The organism is Pseudomonas sp. GW821-FHT09A09 (assembly GCF_059418405.1).
The window spans coordinates 85,835-104,725 of record NZ_JBWKPU010000024.1 but is presented as its reverse complement, the minus strand read 5'-3'; the positions used below and the strand labels follow the sequence as shown (position 1 = coordinate 104,725).

The following is an 18,891-nucleotide window of genomic DNA, read 5'->3' as shown; positions in this document are numbered from 1 at the left end:
GACATGCTCAAGGGCGCCATCGCCGGCAAGCCGGGCTCCTACAGGTCTCCTGTGGTGCTCGATAGGGGTGAAGGCAGCACTCGCCTGGTCGCGCGCCTCGCCGGCGACACGCACCTGCTGCTGGAAATCGGCGCGCCCGAACTGGACCTGGTGCTGCGCTTCCGCGCCCACGCCTTGATGCAAGCGCTGGAAGCCCGTGCCCTGCATGGCGTGATCGACCTGACGCCCGGCATCCGCTCGCTGCAAATCCACTACCAACCCGAGCAACTGCCCCTGGCCGAGTTGCTCACGCTAATCGCCAGCGAATGGACCGCCGTGTGCGCCACGCAAAACCTGCAGGTGCCGTCGCGCATCGTGCACCTGCCACTGTCGTGGGACGACCCGGCGTGCCAGCTGGCCATCGAAAAATACATGACCACCGTGCGCAAGGATGCGCCGTGGTGCCCGAGCAACCTGGAGTTCATCCGCCGCATCAATGACCTGGCCAATCTCGATGAAGTGCGCCACACGGTGTTCGATGCCAGCTACCTGGTGATGGGCCTGGGCGACGTTTACCTCGGCGCGCCCGTGGCCACGCCGCTGGATCCGCGCCATCGTTTGGTGACCACCAAGTACAACCCGGCGCGCACCTGGACGGCGGAAAACTCGGTGGGCATCGGCGGCGCCTATTTGTGTGTGTATGGCATGGAAGGCCCGGGGGGTTACCAGTTTGTCGGGCGCACCTTGCAGATGTGGAACCGCTATCGAGAAGTGGCGGCGTTCGACGGCAAGCCGTGGTTGTTGCGCTTCTTTGACCAGATCCGGTTTTACCCGGTGAGTGCTGAGGAGTTGCTGCGCATTCGTCGCGACTTCCCGCTGGGGCGCTATGACCTGACTATCGAGCAGAGCCAGTTGAACCTGGCGGATTACCAGGCCTTTTTGGCGTGCGAAGCCTCGGGCATCGACGCGTTTCGCGCGCAACAGCAGCAGGCGTTCAACGCCGAGCGCGAACGCTGGATCGCCAGCGGCCAGGCGCATTTCGACAGCGAGGAACTGGCGGCACCGCAGGCTGCGGACACACCGTTGCAGGCCAACGAGCACAGCATCGACAGCCCTATCGCGGGCAACCTCTGGCAGGTTCAGGTGGTGACAGGTGAGCGCGTGTCGGCGGGGGATGTGCTGGTGATTCTGGAGTCGATGAAAATGGAGATCCCGGTGCTGGCGCCGTTTGCCGGCGTGGTACGGGAAATCCCGGTGCAACCGGGCAGTGGCATCGGCGCCGGCCAACGGGTCGTGGTACTGGAACGGGACTGACCGGCGCTGTATCGTGCAGGCTCTGAACCGTCCTGCACGATACCCCCATGACCACACCCAGCCTCTGCCCGGCCTGCGGCGCCCGCAACGATTGCACCCTGGCCGACCCACGCACGGCCGACCAGGCGTGCTGGTGCTACAGCGTCACCATCGACCCTGCGGTGCTTGAAGCGTTGCCCGACGAACTGCGCAATAAAGCGTGCCTGTGCCCGCGCTGTGCCCAGGTGGACGCACAGTTACGCGGGGCCGAGCACTCGTAATGCGCGTTGATCGGTTCCTCAGCAATCTGCCGCGTTTCAATCGCAAGCAAGTCCGCCTGCTGTTGGTGGAACGGCGGGTGACGGTGGATGGCGCAGTGGTCAGCGATCCTCACCATGAGGTGCGGGCATTCAGCCGGGTGTGCGTGGGCGATGAGGTGCTGCAGGCGGGTAAGCCAGCGCGGTATTTCATGCTGCACAAACCCCAGGGCTGTGTGAGCGCCACGTCGGACCCGCAACACCCGACGGTGCTGGATTGGCTCGATGAGCCGGATAAGGATGAGCTGCACATTGCCGGTCGTCTGGATTTCAACACCACCGGTCTGATGGTCATCACCAATGACGGCCAATGGTCGCGCCGCCTGACCCAGCCCCAGACCAAGCTGCCCAAGGTCTACCTCGTCGAGACCGAACAGACCATCGGCGCCGAGTACGCTGAGACATTCGTCAAAGGCCTGTATTTCGCCTTCGAAGACCTCACCACCCAGCCCGCCGAGCTGGAGGTGCTGGGGCCGACCACAGCGCGGCTTAGCATTATCGAAGGCCGTTATCACCAGGTGAAGCGCATGTTCGGGCACTTTGATAACAAGGTGATCGGCCTGCACCGTGAGCGCATGGGGCCGCTGGAACTGGACGCCGCCCTGGCGCCAGGCGAGTACCGGGCACTGACCGACGACGAAATCCGACAGGTCTGATGACCGTTCGGCCGGTGATGGCAAAAACCCATTTGTGTGACTTGCGACATCCCGGGTCTGCTGCTTGAATCAAACCGTCAGCCAAATGATGACTGGCGAGTCACCCATAACCTCCAAGAGACACCTTGCCACGCCCGCGCTTGATCTACGGGCCTCTCAGGCAAACAGCCCGCCATAACAACACCCGTCGGCCAGCCGTCATCGGATCGACATGGGCCCACCTTTTCCAGGCGTATGCCTACCTGTCACAAAGCTCGTGCAGAGTGATCTGCGCGCCCTACCCGCTTGCCAGGAGTCTTACGACATGAGGCCAGAAATCGCTGTGTTGGATATACAGGGTCAGTATCGGGTTTACACGGAGTTCTATCGCGCGGACGCTGCTGAAAAGACCATCATCCTGGTCAACGGCTCGATGGCCACCACGGCATCCTTCGCCCAAACCGTGAAAAGCCTGTACCCGCAGTTCAATGTGGTTTTGTACGACCAGCCCTACGCTGGCCGCTCCAAGATCCATAACCGTCATGAGCAGATGCTGACGAAGGAAGTCGAAGGCCAGATCCTGCTGGAACTCATCGACCACTTCGCCGCTGAACACGTACTGTCATTTTCCTGGGGCGGCGCCGCCACCCTGGTCGCCCTCGCCCACCGGCCACGCCGTGTCGAGAAGGCGGTGATCAGTTCGTTCTCCCCGGTGATCAACGCGCCCATGCGCGACTACCTGGAGCGTGGGGTCGACTACCTCGGCAACCTCGACCGCGACCGCGTCGGGCACCTGGTCAACAGCACCATCGGCAAACACCTGCCGTCGCTGTTCAAGCGGTTCAACTACAAGCACGTGAGCAGCCTGGCCGAGCATGAGTATGGGCAGATGCACTTTCACATCAGCCACGTGCTCAACAGCGATCGCCTGTGCTACCTCAGGGCGGCCAAGCAGATCGACATCCCGGTGCTGTTCCTGAACGGTGAATGGGACGAGTACACCAGCGCCCAGGACGCCAAGCTGTTTGGCCAGCATGTGACCAACAGCAGCTTCAGCACCATCCAGGCCACCGGGCATTTCCTGGACATGGAGCACAAGGCGGCGTGCCGGGACAGCCGGGACGCAGTCGTCGGTTTCCTGAAACAACAGCGCCCGGTCAGTCGCTTGCGCTACCACCAGGGCCAGACGCAGCATGCCTTTGCAATCTGAAATGCAGTATCGGAGAGTTACCTGGTTATGCAGGAACTGGGCTCATGTGGGAGCTGGCTTGCCTGCGATAGCATCACCGAAGTGTGACTGACACACAGAAGTGCCGGTATCGCAGACAAGTCAGCCTCTGCACCTGTAACCCACACATTTTTGAAGAAAAACTTCAAATCCAGGCAAACATCTGGTACAAAGTCAGCCGCTCTGAGCGGGTATAGTTTAATGGTAGAACAGTAGCTTCCCAAGCTTCCGACGAGGGTTCGATTCCCTCTACCCGCTCCACTCAGATAGTGCGCCTCTGTCAGATTGATCTTGACGGAGGATGCGTAAAAAACCGGTCCTTGGTGGCCGGTTTTTTTATGGGCGCGATTTGATGTATCGGCTATTCGCCATGCAAAACCTGTACAAATCAAAATTTCTGTACAAGTATCAAGATTGGCGTTGGCGCTTCGCCGCGCGTGAACACGGAGCCGGGCAATGACACGTCTATTGGTTTCATTGTTGTTGGTATTGAGTGTGAGCAGTTGCGGCAACGTAGGGGTGGAGCACTACGCGGACCAGCAGCCGCAATTGGACCTGGTGCGATTCTTCAGCAAGCCCGTCAAGGCGTGGGGGATTTTCCAGAAGCGCTCGGGGGAAGTGGCCAAACGCTTTGAGGTCACTATCGCCAGCCGCCGCGAAGACAACGCGTTGATTCTTGACGAACGCTTCCTGTACAGCGATGGCACGCGCCAGCAACGGGTGTGGACGCTGACGCCGGATGGCCCGGGACGCTGGCGAGGGCGTGCCGGTGATGTGGTCGGCGAGGCGCTGGGTGAAGTGTCGGGTAACGCACTGCGTTGGCGCTACCGGCTGAACCTGCCAGTGGACGGCTCGGTCTACGAAGTCAGCTTTGATGACTGGATGTATTTGATGGACGACGACACCTTGATCAACCGTTCCAGCATGACCAAGTTCGGCGTCGAATGGGGCCAGGTCACGCTGTTCTTTCGTCGCCAATAAGTGACCCACAGCGAAGGTGAATCATGAATCTGCATAGGCTGACCGAACTGGCCGTGAACGGTGAGATACGCGAATTGGAACTGCTGTCTCTCGAGGGAGGTTTCTACATTGCGCGTGTCAGGCTGGAGCATGCCGAGGCGACACTGATGGACGATGATACCAAGCCACTGCGTATTGGCTCCACCACACATTTGCGCGGCCTGTTGAAACGGGTGCCGCCGTTTCCCTGTGTGCTGGTGCAGCACTGTGTGCACGACGAAATGTGCGGTACACGTGAAGGGCCCATCGGTGCAATGCGCATTCCGTTTTCGCTGACGTCGCCCCTTTAGATGCGCTGCAGTCAGTTAGCGACGCTAGTTGGGCAGGTTTTCGACAAACTCGCCGGTCATAGGGCCCGCGCCGGCGATCGCTTCCTAGGTGTTGGCGCAAGACTTTAAAACGCTCCAACTCTCCCGTTCCTACTGCAACTTTTGGCAATAGGAAACCCCTGAAGAACGTTTGAAACCGACACGCCCCTCGCATCATTCTCCCCCGCCTTCGACACAGTCATTTCTCTTGCCAGCTCGTATCCATATGGATACATTGAATTCCTGTGAGGCTCTTTGAACTATTTGATCCAGCAAACACAAACGTTCACGCACTGGCACTCAGCGATACGCGACCTGCGAGCAAAAATCGCCATTGCTCGGCGTATCGAAAGAGCCAGTCGGGGTAACCTGGGCGATATCAAGACGATGGGTGGCGGTATTTCAGAAATGCGGATAGACGTGGGTGTGGGCTATCGCGTGTATTTCACCTTGCGAGGCGGGGAGATCGTCATATTGCTGGCAGGCGGCGATAAATCTTCACAAGATGCCGATATCCGGCGAGCAAAGAAATTAGCAAAAGAGGTGTGATAATGACTCAAACACTGACGACATTTGATATGGCTGCACTGCTCGACAGTGACGAAGCGATCAGCGAATACCTCTCTCAGGTGCTTGCAGACGGCGACAACGAAGAGTTTCTTCGAGCCATCGGATACGTGGCCAAGGCCCGTGGAATGACGAAAATCGCTACAGACGCGGGCGTGGGCCGCGAGAGTTTGTACAAGGCATTTGCCCCTGGCGCGAAACCTCGCTTTGAAACGGTGCTCAAGGTGCTTCACTCACTCGGCATTGACCTATTGGCTCGGCCTGGTCATTGCACCCATCAACCCTCTTGAGAGGTGCAACCCTGCTGCACCACCCACGCCAACGGCAACGTCACCGACAACACCCCCGCCAACACCATCACCGCCACCGGCACGCCCAGCGCATCCCCCACGCCACCAAACACCACCGGCGCCAGCGCTCCGCCGCCGATGGTGCCGGTGTAGAACAGCGCAAACGCCTGCTCCCGCTTACCCGCGCCGGCCAGGTCGGGCACGGCGCCGTACAGCACCGAAGACGTGCCATTGAGCACCAGGCCGAGCAGCGGCAGCATCAGCATCAAGCCCTCCAGCGGCAGGTACACCGCCATAACGATCAGCGCGGCCGTGCTGGTTTCCGTCAGCCACACGGTCCTCATCATGCCGATGCGCGCGCCCAGGTAACCACAGAACAACTTGCCGAACGCACCGCCGATAAACAGCAGGGTCAGGGCCAGGCCGATGCCGGCGGTGCCAGCGCCTTTGGTTTGCAACAGGAACGGCAAGAACGTGAGGAAGCCCATGCGCACTGCGCTGTCGAGGGTGCCCAGAACGATCAAGGCCCGCAGGCCCGTAACAGAGCCGGCTCCGGCATGAAGCTTGGCGGCCACCGGGGCTGTGGCGATGCGCGGCTGACGGGGAATCAACCACCACAGTAACCCGGCCGATGCGAGCCCCAGCACGCCCAGCAACGTGGCGCTGGCGCGCCAACTGATCACCGTCAGCAGCAGGCCAACCAGGCCGGGCACCAAGGTCTTGCCGATATCGCCGGAAAAGTTGTACTGGGACAAGGCCTGCTTCACGCCCCCGCCGTCTTCGTAGGCATCGGTGATCATCGAGGAAGCCAGTGGATGTTGGGTACTGGCGCCCAGGCCGCCCAACAGCAACGCCAGGAGCAGCATGACCAGTCCCGTAGCTTGCCCAACGAGCAAGTAGGCAACCCCGGCCAGCGCAGTCCCGCCCACCAGCAACGGTACGCGGCCCCAGCGCCTGGCGGCTCGGCTTGCCATCAGTTGGAACACCGCCATCATCCCGGAATAGGCGCCGCGTAATAGCCCGATCTGAGCGTAGGACAAGGCGAACTGCGCTTGCCAGATCGGCAACAACACGTAGATCACATCGGTGAGACCATCGTGCACGGCATGGGCGCCGCAGCTGGCGACCAGGTGGCGACGGCGGGTGATTATTTCGCGGGCAGTCAGGGTCATGGTGTTGGGATCGGTTCAGATTTGGGGGGCTTCCAGCCGGTCAGGGCGATCAGCAGGGTCAACAGTTGAAAGGTGATTATCAGCACCACGCAGCCCGCCCAGCCCCAACGTTCCCAGATCAATGCCGGGACGATGGCGCCGCAACTGCCGCCCAGGTAATAGCAGGTCAGGTACACGCCCACCGCGCCGGCCTTGTTGTCGCGCGCAGTGGCGGTGGTAAAGGCATTCGCCGCCGCCTGCGCCAGGAACACACCGGTCGAACTGAGGGCCAGGCCCAACACGATGCACCACAAGGATGGCGCCAGGGTCAGGGCTGAGCCGACGACGCCCAGCACGGCGGCGATGCTCAGCAGTTCAGCATGGGGCCGGGCCTTGCTGAGACGGCCGGCGATGGGGATCACGATCAGCGCCAGCAAGAACACCATGTAAAGCGTGCCCAATGCGGCAGGCCCCAGGTTGAACGGCGGTAGGCCAAGGTACAGACCTGCGTAGGTAAAGGCGGCAACTTGGGAGAACAGCACGCAAAAACCGACGGCATAGGCAGCCAACAGCGGCCTGCGAAAAACACTCGAAACCGACGCGTTGACCTGCACAGGCCGAGAACGACTGGGCGGCAGCAGGAACTGAATGAACCCGCCCACCATCAGGCTCAGCACTGCCAGCAATTCAAAAGCCTCGCGCCAGCCCACGTATTCGGTCATCACGCCGGTCACGAAACGCCCGGCAAACCCACCCAATACGGTGCCCGCCACATACAGGCTGGTGACCTCCGTCACAGTGCCGCCGCGCCAGCGGTCGCCGATGTAAGCCACGCTGGTGGCAAACACCATCGGAATCAGCATGCCTTCGACAAATCGCCACACCAGCACTTCGGAAAAGCTGTCGGCATTGGCGGTCATCAGCGCTGGCACCGCCAGCAGCAACGCCGCCACGCTGATCACCGTTCGCTGCTCGAAACGGCCGGTCAGGCAGCTGACAAAGGGCGCGGTGATCGCCACGGCCAAGGTGGTGACGGTAATGCTCCACCCCGCCGCCCTGGCGCCGATATCAAACTGCGCGGCAAACACTTGGAGGATGCTCTGGGTGGCATAGAGGTTGAGAAACGCCGCGCAGCCACAGAGGAACAGGGCCAGGCGGGCACAATGCAGGTGCAGTTTCATGAAACCCCTCGTTTTATTTTGTGAGGTCTTTATAGAATGGCGGGCAGGTGCTGAACCAATACCGAATTCGGACCGATCAATACCCTGGGGCCAGGATGCTCGACCTACGCAAGCTGCGGTACTTTCTGACGGTCGCCGAAGAATTGCACTTCGGCCGCGCCGCCCTTCGCCTGCACCTCGCCCAGCCGCCGCTGACGCGACAGATTTCCGCGCTGGAAACCGAGCTGGGTTTCAAACTGTTTGATCGCACCAGCCGCACGGTGACCCTCACCGCGCAAGGCCGATCATTTCTGCCCTACGCGCGCGGTGTGCTGGAGCAAGTGGAGCTGGCGCAGGTGATCGCCGGCAAGCTCGCGGCAGGCACAGCCGGGCAGTTGGCGTTGGGCTATGTCAGCTCGATCGCCTTGTCGGACCTGTTCAGCCACGCCATCCAGGCGTTTGCCCAGCGCTTCCCGGACGTGCAACTGACCCTGGTGGAGTGCGCATCCGGCAGCCTGGGTGCTCAGGTCGCAGATGGCCGATTGGACATTGGCTTGAGCCGCCTGCTGCCCCAGGGCGACGAGGTCCAGGCGTTGTCCCTGGGTGAGGAACGCCTGGTAGCGGCAGTGTCCAAGGACAGCCCGCTGGCCGATCTTGATGCAGTCAGCCTGGCGCAACTCAGTGCCTATCCCTTGATCCTGTTTCCTGCCGATTATGGCTCTGGGCTGAACCAGTCCATCGAACAGCTTTACCGCCATCACGGCCAGCCCCTGCACCCAGGGCCGACCGGGCGGCAGATCACCTCGATCATTGCGCTGGTGGCGGCTGAGCAAGGCGTGGCACTGGTGCCGGCCTGTACGCAGAGCTTGATGAACAAGGGCGTGACATACAGGCCGTTGGTGGAGGTGGATGCGTGTGCGCAGTTGTTGGTGCTTACCCGAAATCAGGAACAAAGCTTATTGATACAAGCTTTTATGAACGTAATAAATGAAGCGACACAACCTCGTTAGCGCATTAAAAGCGCCACAAAACGCTCATACGCTTTTTTCGGAAAGTTCGTTCAATATGAATGGATACTGTCGCGTTGATTACCGGGTTTTGGTGGTTATAGTAAGTACCCTTTTGAGGGTTCAATGATGCTTTACCCCATCGCAATTTCAACCGGCGACGACGACCACGCATGGGGCGTGGAAGTACCGGACATCCCTGGCTGCTACTCGGCGGGTGACGACCTGGACAACGCCATGGCCATGGCTCGCGAAGCAATCGAAGGGCACTTCGAAATCCTTGCCGAAGATGGCGCACCGATTCCCACCGCGCAAAAAGTCACCTTGCATGCCGCCAACCCGCAATACGCGGGATGCACTTGGGCTGTCGTAGACATTGATGTCACCAAGTACCTGGGCAAGGCACAGAAGCTCAACATCACGCTGCCGGGTTATCTGCTCAACCGCATTGATGAATATGTACTGCACCACCCCGAAGAAAAAAGCCGCTCGGGCTTCCTCGCTTCGGCTGCGCTCAAGGTGCTCCAGCAGGCCAACTGACCGGGCCGAATTCAACCGCAAGAAACGTAGTTTGCCGATGTGCCCGTCGCCCTAGACTGCAACGACACCTCACCCAGGAGCCCGACCATGCTATTCCACTACACGCTCATGCCCTCCCCCGTCGGCCAGCTCACCCTGGTGGCACGCGACGGCAAACTCAACGCCATCCTGTGGGAAAAAGACCGGCCCAACCGCGTGCGCCTGGGGGATTTGCACGAAGCCAATGACAGCCCGGTGCTGCTGGAAACCCAGCGTCAGTTGAAGGAGTATTTTGCCGGCACGCGCAACCATTTCGAACTCGAACTGGACTTCACCGGCACCGATTTTCAGAAGCAGGTCTGGCAGGCGTTGTTGACCATTCCCTTCGGCGAAACCCGCAGCTACAGCGACATCGCCCGGCAGATCGGCAACCCGAAGGCCGTGCGTGCGGTCGGGGCGGCCAATGGGCGCAACCCCATCTCGATCATCGCGCCCTGCCATCGGGTCATCGGCGCTTCAGGCGAACTCACCGGTTTTGCCGGAGGGCTGGAAGCCAAGCAATATCTACTCGCGCTGGAAGGTACAGGCCAGGCGCGCTGGGCGTTCTGAGAAACCCTCCGACCCAAATGTAAAAAGAAATTTCAGAACGACCCTGCGGTCCATACTTTCATCACCCCCTTGTTCAAGGAATCACGGTCATGAAATTCTCCGCAGTGTCGCAATCCCTGTCCCGCTGGGCAGGCAGCCCCCGCACGTTCTACGCGGCGGTGGTGTTGATTCTGGCGTGGAGCCTGAGCGGGCCGTATTTCCATTACAACGACACGTGGCAGCTGATCATCAACACCTCGACCACCATCATCACCTTCCTGATGGTGTTCCTGATCCAGAACACGCAGAACCGCGACAACGACATCCTGCACATCAAGATCGACGAGCTGCTGCGGGTCTCCAAGGATGCACAGAATGCCGTGTTGAGCCTGGACGGCCTGGACCGCAAGGAGCTGGAAAAACTGCGCCAGGAATACCGCAGCATCGGCAACACCGGCACCGTGAACCTCAACAGCAGTTGCGGGCAGGCTGCCGATGATGCGGCGCCGAGCAAAACCGATTTGAACCAGGCCTAAAAAAACGGCGGTTGGAGAGAACTCTAACCGCCGTTTTTTTGTCAGGTGATGTGATCAACCGTCGCCTTGATGACCTTTGCCATAGGTCGACGCGAGGGCACGGGCTTTTTGCAGACGCTCTTCCAGCTTGGGCAGCGTCTCATCCACCAGTGCTTTTATTTCGGGCACATCCGACGCCGCGCCTTCCTGTTTGAACAGAGCGATGGCGTCTTCGTTTTCCTTGACCTGCTGGGCAGTGTAGGCGGCATCGAAGGAATCACCGTCCTTGAGTTCAGGCATCAAAGTCTCGGCCTTGTCGACGATCTTTTCCCGGGGCGCCACAGGCAAGTCGAGCTTCTTGGCGATCGCGGCCAAATGCTGGTTGGCCAGGGTGCGTTCGTTGATCACCTCGATGGTGTAGTCCTTGATTTCCTGGGACGAGGTTTTGGCGTGGGCCATGCGACTGGTTTCGATATCGGCCATACCTTTGGCCGAAGCCTGCTCGATGAATTCGGCAGGCGACTGGGCGAAAGCATTGCTGGCGCCGAGGCCCAGCAGCATCGCGAAACTGGCGGTGCGTAACCGGATAGCCATGCGGCTCATGATGGGTTCCTCCAGGGCAAAAATAAGTGCGGGGAGAATACGCCCCGCCCTGAATTCGAATTTTCAGGGCGGCAAAGGTTTAGAAAAAACTCGCCAGTGCGACGAACGGTCGTCGGTCTATCAGGCCGGTTTACTGCCAAACAGGCCCGGCAACGCGTGTGCCAGGGCATTGATGGCGAAACCGATGAACATCACGCCGCAGAGCTTGGTGATCAGGATTTCATGACGCTGGTACACCGTGCGCACGCGCTGGGCACCGACTACGCCGATGAGGATGGCGTAGGCCAGCAGACCGCCGACAAAGCTCAGGAAGATCAGCGAAGGCAGCATCGCCCAGGTCAACAATTCGGCGCGGCTGGACAGCAATGCCGTGAAGGTTGCCACTGCCACCGGGTAAGCCTTGGGGTTGGTCAGGCCAAACAGAATGCCGTGCCAGAACGGATGGCGGGCCGCCCCCTGGGGCGCATCGCTGCTGCGACGCTGGGTGCGGATCGCGCGCCAGCCGAGCCAGAACAGGTACAGGCCACTGAGTACGCCCAGCACATCAAACGCACTGCTGCCGACTTCCCGCGCGCCAACAATGGCGATCAGCGCCGTACTGCACCACACCACATCCCCCAGCAAGTGCCCGCACAGAAAACCCGCACCGGCACGACGGCCACGAGCGGCGCCAATACCGAATACGGCCAGTACTCCCGGGCCGGGTGTAATACCGTAGATAAAACCCGAAGCAAGGACGGCGAGCAGCAAGGATGGGGTCATGGGCGCGACTCAAACAAACGGTTGGAAGGTGATGGGATTCTGCACGTTCTGCCGAGGAGCGCAATCCTGAAAAAAACCCCGCCCTCCTGTAGGAGCCGGCTTGCCGGCGATTGGGGACTGTCAGGCAATACGTGGGCAAGCTGACCCGGCGCAATCGCTGGCAAGCCAGCTCCTACAGTTAGGGGGTGTAAGACAAGACGCCTTGCACCTGCTCGATCAACCATTGCAACCCCGAATCCCCGCCCCGCCGCGCATGCCACGCCAGTTCAACGGCAAACGAAGGAATATGAAACGGCGGCGGCACGCTCACCAGCGCCGGGTGATCGATGCTGAGCAAGCCCCGGGACGACACCGTCAAGATCAGGTCCGTGCCCTGGATCAACTGGGGCGCCACCCCCCAATGCGGCAGGCTGATTGCCACATGTCGCCGCTCACGAATGGCGCTCAGGGCGCGCTCGATTTCCGGCGTGCCGCTGCCGCGCATTTCCAGCAGTACATGGGGCCGCGACAGGTAAGTGGCCAACTCCAGCGAGCCGTCCTCCGGCAGGCTGCTGCGGTCCACCAGGCAGGTGTAGTGCTCTTCGAACAAGGGCGTGGTGCGTAATTCGGCGGGCATGTCGGGGAACACCCCGGCGGCCAAATCAAGGTCGCCATTGAGCACGCCATCGACCATGCCTTCACGGCTGGCCTGGACAATCTGCAAGTCGATACCCGGTGCTTCGCGGCGCAAGGTACGCACCAGGCCAGGCAGGAAAATCGCCGCGCTGTAGTCCGACATGGCCACCCGAAACCGGCGCTTGGCCGACGCCGGATCAAACCGGTTCGGCGCCAGCAGCGCCTGCACCTGCGCCAACGCCTCGGCCAGTGGGTTTGCCAGCTCCAAGGCACGGGCCGTGGGCACCAGGCTGCCGCCCTGGCGGACCAGCAGCGGGTCGCCCAGCAAGTCCCTCAAGCGCGCCAGCGCATGGCTCACGGCCGGCTGGCTCAGGTGTAAACGCTCGGCCGCGCGGGTGACATGTTGCTCAGTCAGCAACGCGTCGAGGATCACCAGCAGGTTGAGGTCGATGCGACGCAGATCATTCATCAGCTGCATGCTCACCATAAGAACTTGGAATTTAAATGTGCGTGACGAATACCTTAGAGTCCAGCAAAACCTCTGGGAGATTCGACATGACGACGTTGCATTGGGTGGGTTTGCTGGTGCTGGCAGTGATCGCCGGCGCGGTGGTGCCGTTTCAGAGCGCAATCAATGCCAACCTCGGGCGCGGGCTTGGCCACCCGTTGTGGGCCACCCTGGCCTCCTTGCTGGTGAGCATCATCGTGCTGCTGCCGGTGATCCTGGCACTGCGCCTGCCCTTGCCGAGCCTGGCCTTTATCAGCAAAGCGCCGCTGTGGATGTGGGCCGGTGGTGCGTTCGGCGTGTGCTTTATTTCCCTGGCATTGATGCTGCTGCCCAAGCTGGGCGCCTCAGGGTTTATCGCGCTGGCCATGGCCGGGCAAATTCTCGCCTCGCTGCTGCTCGATCACTTCGGCCTGTTCGGCCTGGTGGAGCGCCAACTGACAACGCCCCGCGTGTTGGGGGCGTTGTTATTGATCGGCGGCGTGGCGTTGATTCAGTTCAGCGCCACACCGGCCCGAGCCTTGGCAACGGCGGGCTGATCAGCCCTTGTCGAGGGTGCGCAATTTTTGCGGCAAGCCCCACAACAAGAGGGCCGCCGCCAACAGCGCACACACACCGATCACGTACAGCGCTGGTGTGGTACTGCCGGTCAGGTCCTTGATGCGCCCCACCATCACCGGGCTGACGATGCCGCCGAATTGCCCCAGCGTATTGATCACCGCGATGCCGCCCGCCGCACCTGCTCCGGCACCGGCCAGCAGCTTGGGTGGCAAGGTCCAGAAGGTTGGGATCGAGGCGATGATGCCGGCTCCCAACATGCCCAGGGCGATGATCAGGAAGGTGGTGTGGTCGGCAAAGATGCCGGCGCTGAAAAAGCCCACGGCACCGAGCAACACCAGGCCGCTGACAAACTTGCGTCGCTCGCCGGTAGCGTCCGACAAGCGCCCGATCACCACCATGCTGATCGCACCACATACATAGGGAATGGCCGTGAGCAAACCAATCATCACCGGGCTCTGGGTGCCGGCGCTGCGGATCAACTGCGGTGCCCAGAAGTTGAGACCGTAGGACGCGACCTGGATCAGGAAGTAGATAAAACCAAGCATCAGGAAACCGGGAATACGGATCGCCGACAGCAGCGAACCGCCGTGCGAGTTCGGCTCATGCTTGGCGATACGGCTCGACAGCAAGGCCTTCTCCGCCGTTGTCAGCCAATGGGCGTCTTCGATGCGGTCCTTGAGCAGGGTCAACACCATCAAGCCCAGGCCGATGCACGGCAAGCCGCCAAGCAGGAACAACCAGTGCCAGCCACGCATTTGCAGCACGCCGTCGAGGTGCTCCAGCACCAGGCCGGAAAACGGTGCGCCTACCAGCCCGGCAAAGGCCGAGGCCAGGAACAGCATCGAGGTGATGCGTCCACGGAAGTGTTGGGGAAACCACAGCGTCAGGTAATACAGCACGCCCGGCGCGAAACCCGCCTCCATGGCACCGATCAGAAAACGCAGCGCATAGAACTGCCACTCGGCAGTGACAAACACCATGGCCGCCGTGGCCAGCCCCCAGGACATCATGATCCGCGCAATCCAGCGCCGGGCGCCGACCTTGTACAGCATCATGTTGCTGGGCACTTCGAAGATCACATAGCCCACCACAAACAACCCGGCCCCCAGGCCGTAGGCGGTGTCGCTCAGGCTCAGGTCGGCCTGCAGCTGGAACTTGGCGAAGCTGATGTTGATCCGGTCAAAAAACGCGAACAGGTAGCACACCATGATCAGTGGCATCAGGCGCCAGGCGACCTTGCTGACCAGGGCTTTTTCCGCGTCAATCTCATCAGCCGTGCGCGCGCCAGCCTCTAACGTATTAGTGCTCATGGTTTCTCTCCAGCGGGCTGCTCACAGGCGCCCGATTGTTTTTGTTGTCTGGTGCGGCGTTACAACGTGGCGATGTACGCCGGTGGCGGATGCAGGTCGCAGTTGCGCCCGGCCTTGGCCACCTGGCCGGGTAATTCATGGCCCAGCAGGGCCGGCAAGCGACGAGACATGTCCAGCAGGTGCGGCAGGTCGATGCCGGTGGGAATGCCGACTTCGTCGCAGAGGTTCACCAAGTCTTCGGTGCAGATATTGCCCGATGCCCCCGGCGCGAACGGACAGCCACCCAGGCCGCCAAGGGCCGCATCAAAACGGCGGGCACCGGCTTCATAGGCGGCCAGCACATTGCATAGACCCAGGCCCCGGGTGTTATGGAAATGCAGGGTCAGGTCACTGGCGGGCACACGCTCCAGCACGCGTTTTACCAAGCGCGCTACCTGACGCGGGTTGGCCATGCCGGTGGTGTCAGCGAGGCTGATGCCCGGTATTCCCAACGCCAGGTAAGCGTCGACAATGTGCAGCACGCGGTCTTCATCAATCTTGCCTTCGAACGGGCAACCGAAGGTGGTGGCGATGCTGCCGTTAAGGCTCACCGGATGCTCGGCGGCAAAGCTGACAATGTCGCCAAACGCCGCCAACGACGCCTCGCAACGCATGCGCATGTTCGCCAGGTTGTGGGTCTGGCTGGCGGACATCACCAGGTTCAGTTCATCGGCGCGGGACTCGATGGCGCGCTGAGCGCCCTTGAGGTTGGGAATCAGCGCCACGTAGATCACACCCGGCGTGCGCGTGATGCCCTGGAACACCTGCTCGCCATCGCGCAGCGCCGGGATGGCCTTGGGCGAAACGAACGAGCCGGCTTCGATCCGCGAAAATCCGGCCTGGGACAGCCCGTCGATCAGGGCGATCTTGTCAGCGGTTTCAACCCAGGTCGGTTCGATCTGCAGGCCGTCACGCGGGGACACTTCCTGCACGATCAGCGCGTCGGAATAATCAGTAATCATTGCACCACTCCCGCGGTTTTCAGGCGTTGGATATCGGCCCCGGTCAGGCCCAGGCTGCCGAGGATATCGTCGGTGTGCTGGCCCAGGCTCGGCCCCTGCCAGTTCACGCCGCCCGGAGTTTCCGACAGCTTGGGCACGATGCCCGGCATTTTCACCGACACACCACCCGGCAGCTCGGCAGTGAGCAACATGTCGCGCGCCTGGTAGTGCGGGTCGCTGACGATATCGGCCACGGAGTAAATGCGCCCTGCCGGCACTTCGGCAGCTTCCAGGGCGCTGAGCACCTGGTCGATGGGCAAGCTGCTGGTCCAGTGGGTGATCGCCGCGTCGAGCAGACCGCTCTTGGCGGCGCGGCCATCGTTGTGGGCGAACTCGGGCGCGTCGGCCAGATCGGCGCGGCCGATGGTGGCCATCAGGCGCTTGTAGATCGGGTCGCTGTTGCCGGCGATCACCACATAGGCGCCGTCGGCGGTCAGGTAGGTGTTGGACGGCGCAATGCCGGGCAACGCCCCGCCGCTGCGCTCACGCACATGGCCGAGCATGTCGTATTCGGGCACCAGGCTTTCCATCAGGTTGAACACGCTTTCGGCCAGGGACACATCGACCACCTGCCCGTCGCCCTGCCCGGTCTTGACCCGCAGCAGCGACATCAGCGCGCCGATCACGCCGTGCAATGACGCCAGGGAATCGCCCAGGCTCACCCCGACCCGCGCAGGCGGTGAATCCGGGTTGCCGGTGGTGTAGCGAATGCCGCCCATGGCCTCGCCGATGGCGCCGAAGCCAGGACGATCGCGGTAAGGGCCGGTCTGGCCGTAGCCAGAGATGCGCACCAGGGTCAGCTTGGGGTTGATGGCCTGCAGCACATCCCAGCCCAGGCCGAGCTTTTCCAGGCCACCGGGGCGCAGGTTTTCAATCAGTACATCGGCGTCGCCAAGCAGTTGCTTGATCAGGTCCAGGCCTTCCGGGGACTTGAGGTCCAGGGCCAAGGACTTCTTGTTGCGCGATTGCAGGTACCACCACAGCGATGTGCCTTCGTGCAGCTTTCGCCATTTGCGAAGCGGGTCGCCCTGGCCCATGGCTTCGATCTTGATCACCTCGGCGCCAAACTCGGCCATCAGCCGGGCGGCGAACGGCGCGGCAATCAGGGTGCCGATCTCGATCACCTTGATACCGCTCAGGGGAGCCGTCATGGGGTGTACCTCTTGTTCTTGGAATGTGGGGCCAAGACTAGAGGGCAGCGCCAGGAGAAATCCAACCGTCAGTTGGCAACGAGCGTTCGCCAAACACGAACGATTAGGGAATTATCTGTAGGAGCCGGGCTTACCCGCGATGAGGCCGACAGGGTTTCAGTTACACCAGCGCCTTGCGCAGGTAGTCGTAGAGCAGGCGACTCACCGGCGACAGTTGCGCCTCATCGCGCACCACCAGGATCAGGCTGCGATCCGACCAGGCATCCGTCAACGGCACCGCGTGCAGGCCCAGCGCCCGCCCGAACAATTCATAGGCCTTGTGCGGCAGGATGCCAATGCCCATGTTCGCCTGGACCATCCGACACATCGCATCAAAGCCCGGCACATGAATGCGCAGGCGCAGCATCTTGCCCGCCTCGCGCGCGGCCGCGTGGGTGCGCATGTTGATCGAACTGGCGGCGTGCAAGCCGACGTAATCGCTGTCCAGAGTCTCGGCGAACGCCAGGCTGTCGCGCGTGGCCAGCGGATGATCGGCGGGCATCAGCACCACCAGTTTGTCGAGACGGTAGGTCACGCCGGGCAAGCCTTTGGTGTCGGTGTCACTGGAGCAAATGCCCAGGTCGGCCACGCCATCGAGCACGCCTTGCACCACGCCGTTGCTGGGGCGCTCTTCCAGATCGGTTTTCACTTCGGGGTGCAGTTGGGAAAAGTCCCGCAGGTCTTCGGGCAGAAACTGAATAATCGCCGACAGGTTGGCCAGCATCCGCACATACCCGCGCACGCCGTGGCTGTGCTCGCCCAGCTCCAGGCCCATTTTTTCGACGTTGAACAACATCTGCCGGGCGTGGTGCAACAGGGTTTCCCCGGCGGCGGTCAGGTCCATGCCCTTGGCACGGCGCACGAACAGGCTCACGCCGAGCACTTGCTCCAACTCCATCAAGCGCTTGCTGGCCGCCGACACGGCAATGGCTTCGCGGTTGGCGGCACGGGTCAGCGTGCCTTCTTCATACACCGCGACGAACAATTGCAGCGTAATCAAATCAAGACGGCGCACCAGGCTCTTGTGCAACATCAGTGACGCTCGTCAGCCAAGCGATTAATCCCGGCCTGCTCCACCACCGGCTGCGGCGCCCCCACGCTCGCCGCCTGCAACATCGCCCGGCCGACGGTCTCGGTGCTCACCACCCAATCCGGTTTGATCCGGCGAAAGAACGACAGCAACGGCCCGAGCACGGTATAGAACGACTGGTACAACGGCGTCTTCGAACGCACGCCATGCAACGGCTGGATCACCCCCGGCCGGAACAAGTACACCGCCTTGAACGGCAGGCGCAGCAAGGCGTTCTCGGTCTTGCCCTTGACCCGCGCCCACATCGACTTGCCGGCTTCGGAACTGTCGGTGCCAGCGCCGGACACGTAGATAAACGTCATCTGCGGATTGAGCCGCGCCAGGGTGCTGGCCGCGACCAGCGTGAGGTCGTAGGTGAGGTGTGTGTATTTGGTTTCATTCATCCCGGCCGAGGAAACGCCGAGGCAGAAGAAGCAGGCGTCGAAGCCTTGCAGCAGGTTTTCCAGTGGCTGGAAATCCAGCATGTCGCTGTGCAACACCTGATGCAGCTTGCCGTGCTCCTGGGTCAACGGCGTGCGGCCGACGGCGACGACTTCCTGGACGTCGGCGGCCAACAGGCACTCACGCAGCACGCCTTGGCCGACCATACCGGTGGCGCCGAATAGCAGAACTCTCATAGGGGTTGCTTCCTAAGTTAC

General features: G+C 61.5%; 23 protein-coding genes and 1 tRNA gene. 14 read left to right on the top strand and 10 right to left on the bottom strand.

Features of this window, described 5'->3' with window-relative positions; translation table 11 throughout:
- The 9 genes from AC07OV_RS20605 to AC07OV_RS20565 form a co-directional block, all read left to right on the top strand.
- Positions 1–1,293 (top strand): carboxyltransferase domain-containing protein (locus AC07OV_RS20605; RefSeq protein ID WP_495092874.1); only part of this gene is annotated, 1,293 nt, incomplete at its 5' end.
- A gap of 47 nt (positions 1,294–1,340) precedes the next feature.
- Entirely contained in the window at positions 1,341–1,553 is a 213-nt protein-coding gene (locus AC07OV_RS20600; protein ID WP_495092873.1) for a cysteine-rich CWC family protein, read from the top strand.
- Positions 1,553–2,245 (top strand): 16S rRNA pseudouridine(516) synthase, encoded by a 693-nt coding sequence (locus AC07OV_RS20595; protein ID WP_494997671.1) that lies wholly within the window; start codon positions 1,553–1,555, stop codon positions 2,243–2,245. The genes AC07OV_RS20600 and AC07OV_RS20595 overlap by 1 nt, the downstream gene beginning before the upstream one ends.
- A gap of 304 nt (positions 2,246–2,549) precedes the next feature.
- Positions 2,550–3,434: an alpha/beta fold hydrolase gene (locus tag AC07OV_RS20590; RefSeq protein WP_494997670.1), complete on the top strand. Its 885-nt coding sequence runs from the start codon at positions 2,550–2,552 to the stop codon at positions 3,432–3,434.
- A gap of 205 nt (positions 3,435–3,639) precedes the next feature.
- Positions 3,640–3,713, top strand: a tRNA-Gly gene (locus AC07OV_RS20585).
- Between the two features lie 195 nt (positions 3,714–3,908).
- Complete coding sequence (locus AC07OV_RS20580; protein ID WP_495092872.1) at positions 3,909–4,433, top strand: DUF3833 domain-containing protein; 525 nt, start codon at positions 3,909–3,911, stop codon at positions 4,431–4,433.
- Between the two features lie 23 nt (positions 4,434–4,456).
- Positions 4,457–4,762 carry a DUF6482 family protein gene (locus AC07OV_RS20575; RefSeq protein ID WP_495092871.1) on the top strand — a complete coding sequence of 102 codons (306 nt, stop codon included), beginning with the start codon at positions 4,457–4,459 and terminating at the stop codon, positions 4,760–4,762.
- 273 nt (positions 4,763–5,035) lie between these two features.
- Positions 5,036–5,329 (top strand): type II toxin-antitoxin system RelE/ParE family toxin, encoded by a 294-nt coding sequence (locus AC07OV_RS20570; RefSeq protein WP_494997667.1) that lies wholly within the window; start codon positions 5,036–5,038, stop codon positions 5,327–5,329.
- Between the two features lie 2 nt (positions 5,330–5,331).
- A complete protein-coding gene (locus AC07OV_RS20565) occupies positions 5,332–5,637 on the top strand; it encodes an addiction module antidote protein (RefSeq protein WP_494997666.1) in 306 nt (101 codons plus the stop codon).
- On the opposite strand, the gene AC07OV_RS20560 is transcribed toward AC07OV_RS20565, so the two are convergent.
- Positions 5,625–6,809: an MFS transporter gene (locus tag AC07OV_RS20560; protein WP_494997665.1), complete on the bottom strand. Its 1,185-nt coding sequence runs from the start codon at positions 6,807–6,809 to the stop codon at positions 5,625–5,627. The two genes, AC07OV_RS20565 and AC07OV_RS20560, sit on opposite strands and share 13 nt — an antisense overlap.
- Positions 6,806–7,969: an MFS transporter gene (locus AC07OV_RS20555; RefSeq protein WP_494997664.1), complete on the bottom strand. Its 1,164-nt coding sequence runs from the start codon at positions 7,967–7,969 to the stop codon at positions 6,806–6,808. The genes AC07OV_RS20560 and AC07OV_RS20555 overlap by 4 nt, the downstream gene beginning before the upstream one ends.
- A 95-nt stretch (positions 7,970–8,064) precedes the next feature.
- Here AC07OV_RS20555 and AC07OV_RS20550 point away from each other — a divergent pair, with 95 nt between their 5' ends.
- From AC07OV_RS20550 to AC07OV_RS20535, 4 genes are all read left to right on the top strand, one after another.
- A complete protein-coding gene (locus AC07OV_RS20550) occupies positions 8,065–8,958 on the top strand; it encodes a LysR family transcriptional regulator (protein WP_495092870.1) in 894 nt (297 codons plus the stop codon).
- A 126-nt stretch (positions 8,959–9,084) separates the two neighbouring features.
- Positions 9,085–9,495 carry a type II toxin-antitoxin system HicB family antitoxin gene (locus AC07OV_RS20545; RefSeq protein ID WP_495092869.1) on the top strand — a complete coding sequence of 137 codons (411 nt, stop codon included), beginning with the start codon at positions 9,085–9,087 and terminating at the stop codon, positions 9,493–9,495.
- Between the two features lie 87 nt (positions 9,496–9,582).
- Positions 9,583–10,083 (top strand): methylated-DNA--[protein]-cysteine S-methyltransferase, encoded by a 501-nt coding sequence (locus AC07OV_RS20540; RefSeq protein WP_176999212.1) that lies wholly within the window; start codon positions 9,583–9,585, stop codon positions 10,081–10,083.
- Between the two features lie 89 nt (positions 10,084–10,172).
- Positions 10,173–10,598, top strand: a complete 426-nt coding sequence (locus AC07OV_RS20535; protein WP_176999213.1) for a low affinity iron permease family protein — start codon at positions 10,173–10,175, stop codon at positions 10,596–10,598.
- A gap of 54 nt (positions 10,599–10,652) precedes the next feature.
- Here AC07OV_RS20535 and AC07OV_RS20530 read toward each other — a convergent pair whose 3' ends face one another.
- The 3 genes from AC07OV_RS20530 to AC07OV_RS20520 form a co-directional block, all read right to left on the bottom strand.
- On the bottom strand, positions 10,653–11,180 hold the full coding sequence (locus AC07OV_RS20530; protein WP_016975135.1) for a DUF4142 domain-containing protein: 528 nt from the start codon (positions 11,178–11,180) through the stop codon (positions 10,653–10,655).
- A gap of 120 nt (positions 11,181–11,300) precedes the next feature.
- Positions 11,301–11,942, bottom strand: coding sequence for a LysE family translocator (locus AC07OV_RS20525; RefSeq protein ID WP_176999214.1), 642 nt, complete (start codon positions 11,940–11,942; stop codon positions 11,301–11,303).
- Between the two features lie 178 nt (positions 11,943–12,120).
- Positions 12,121–13,035, bottom strand: a complete 915-nt coding sequence (locus AC07OV_RS20520; protein ID WP_494997663.1) for a LysR family transcriptional regulator — start codon at positions 13,033–13,035, stop codon at positions 12,121–12,123.
- Between the two features lie 77 nt (positions 13,036–13,112).
- Here AC07OV_RS20520 and AC07OV_RS20515 point away from each other — a divergent pair, with 77 nt between their 5' ends.
- On the top strand, positions 13,113–13,601 hold the full coding sequence (locus AC07OV_RS20515) for a DMT family transporter (protein WP_457409610.1): 489 nt from the start codon (positions 13,113–13,115) through the stop codon (positions 13,599–13,601).
- Here AC07OV_RS20515 and AC07OV_RS20510 read toward each other — a convergent pair whose 3' ends face one another.
- The 5 genes from AC07OV_RS20510 to AC07OV_RS20490 all read right to left on the bottom strand — a co-directional run bounded on the left by AC07OV_RS20510 (position 13,602) and on the right by AC07OV_RS20490 (position 18,870).
- Entirely contained in the window at positions 13,602–14,933 is a 1,332-nt protein-coding gene (locus AC07OV_RS20510) for an MFS transporter (protein ID WP_494997662.1), read from the bottom strand.
- Between the two features lie 59 nt (positions 14,934–14,992).
- Entirely contained in the window at positions 14,993–15,934 is a 942-nt protein-coding gene (locus AC07OV_RS20505) for a hydroxymethylglutaryl-CoA lyase (protein ID WP_495092868.1), read from the bottom strand.
- Positions 15,931–17,124, bottom strand: a complete 1,194-nt coding sequence (locus tag AC07OV_RS20500) for a CaiB/BaiF CoA transferase family protein (RefSeq protein WP_494997660.1) — start codon at positions 17,122–17,124, stop codon at positions 15,931–15,933. The genes AC07OV_RS20505 and AC07OV_RS20500 overlap by 4 nt, the downstream gene beginning before the upstream one ends.
- Positions 17,125–17,284: 160 nt before the next feature.
- The gene (locus AC07OV_RS20495) at positions 17,285–18,196 is read right to left on the bottom strand and encodes a LysR family transcriptional regulator (protein WP_495092867.1); all 912 of its coding nucleotides are present in this window, start codon (positions 18,194–18,196) and stop codon (positions 17,285–17,287) included.
- A complete protein-coding gene (locus AC07OV_RS20490; RefSeq protein WP_495092866.1) occupies positions 18,196–18,870 on the bottom strand; it encodes an NAD(P)H-binding protein in 675 nt (224 codons plus the stop codon). The genes AC07OV_RS20495 and AC07OV_RS20490 overlap by 1 nt, the downstream gene beginning before the upstream one ends.
- Between the last annotated feature and the right edge of the window lie 21 nt (positions 18,871–18,891).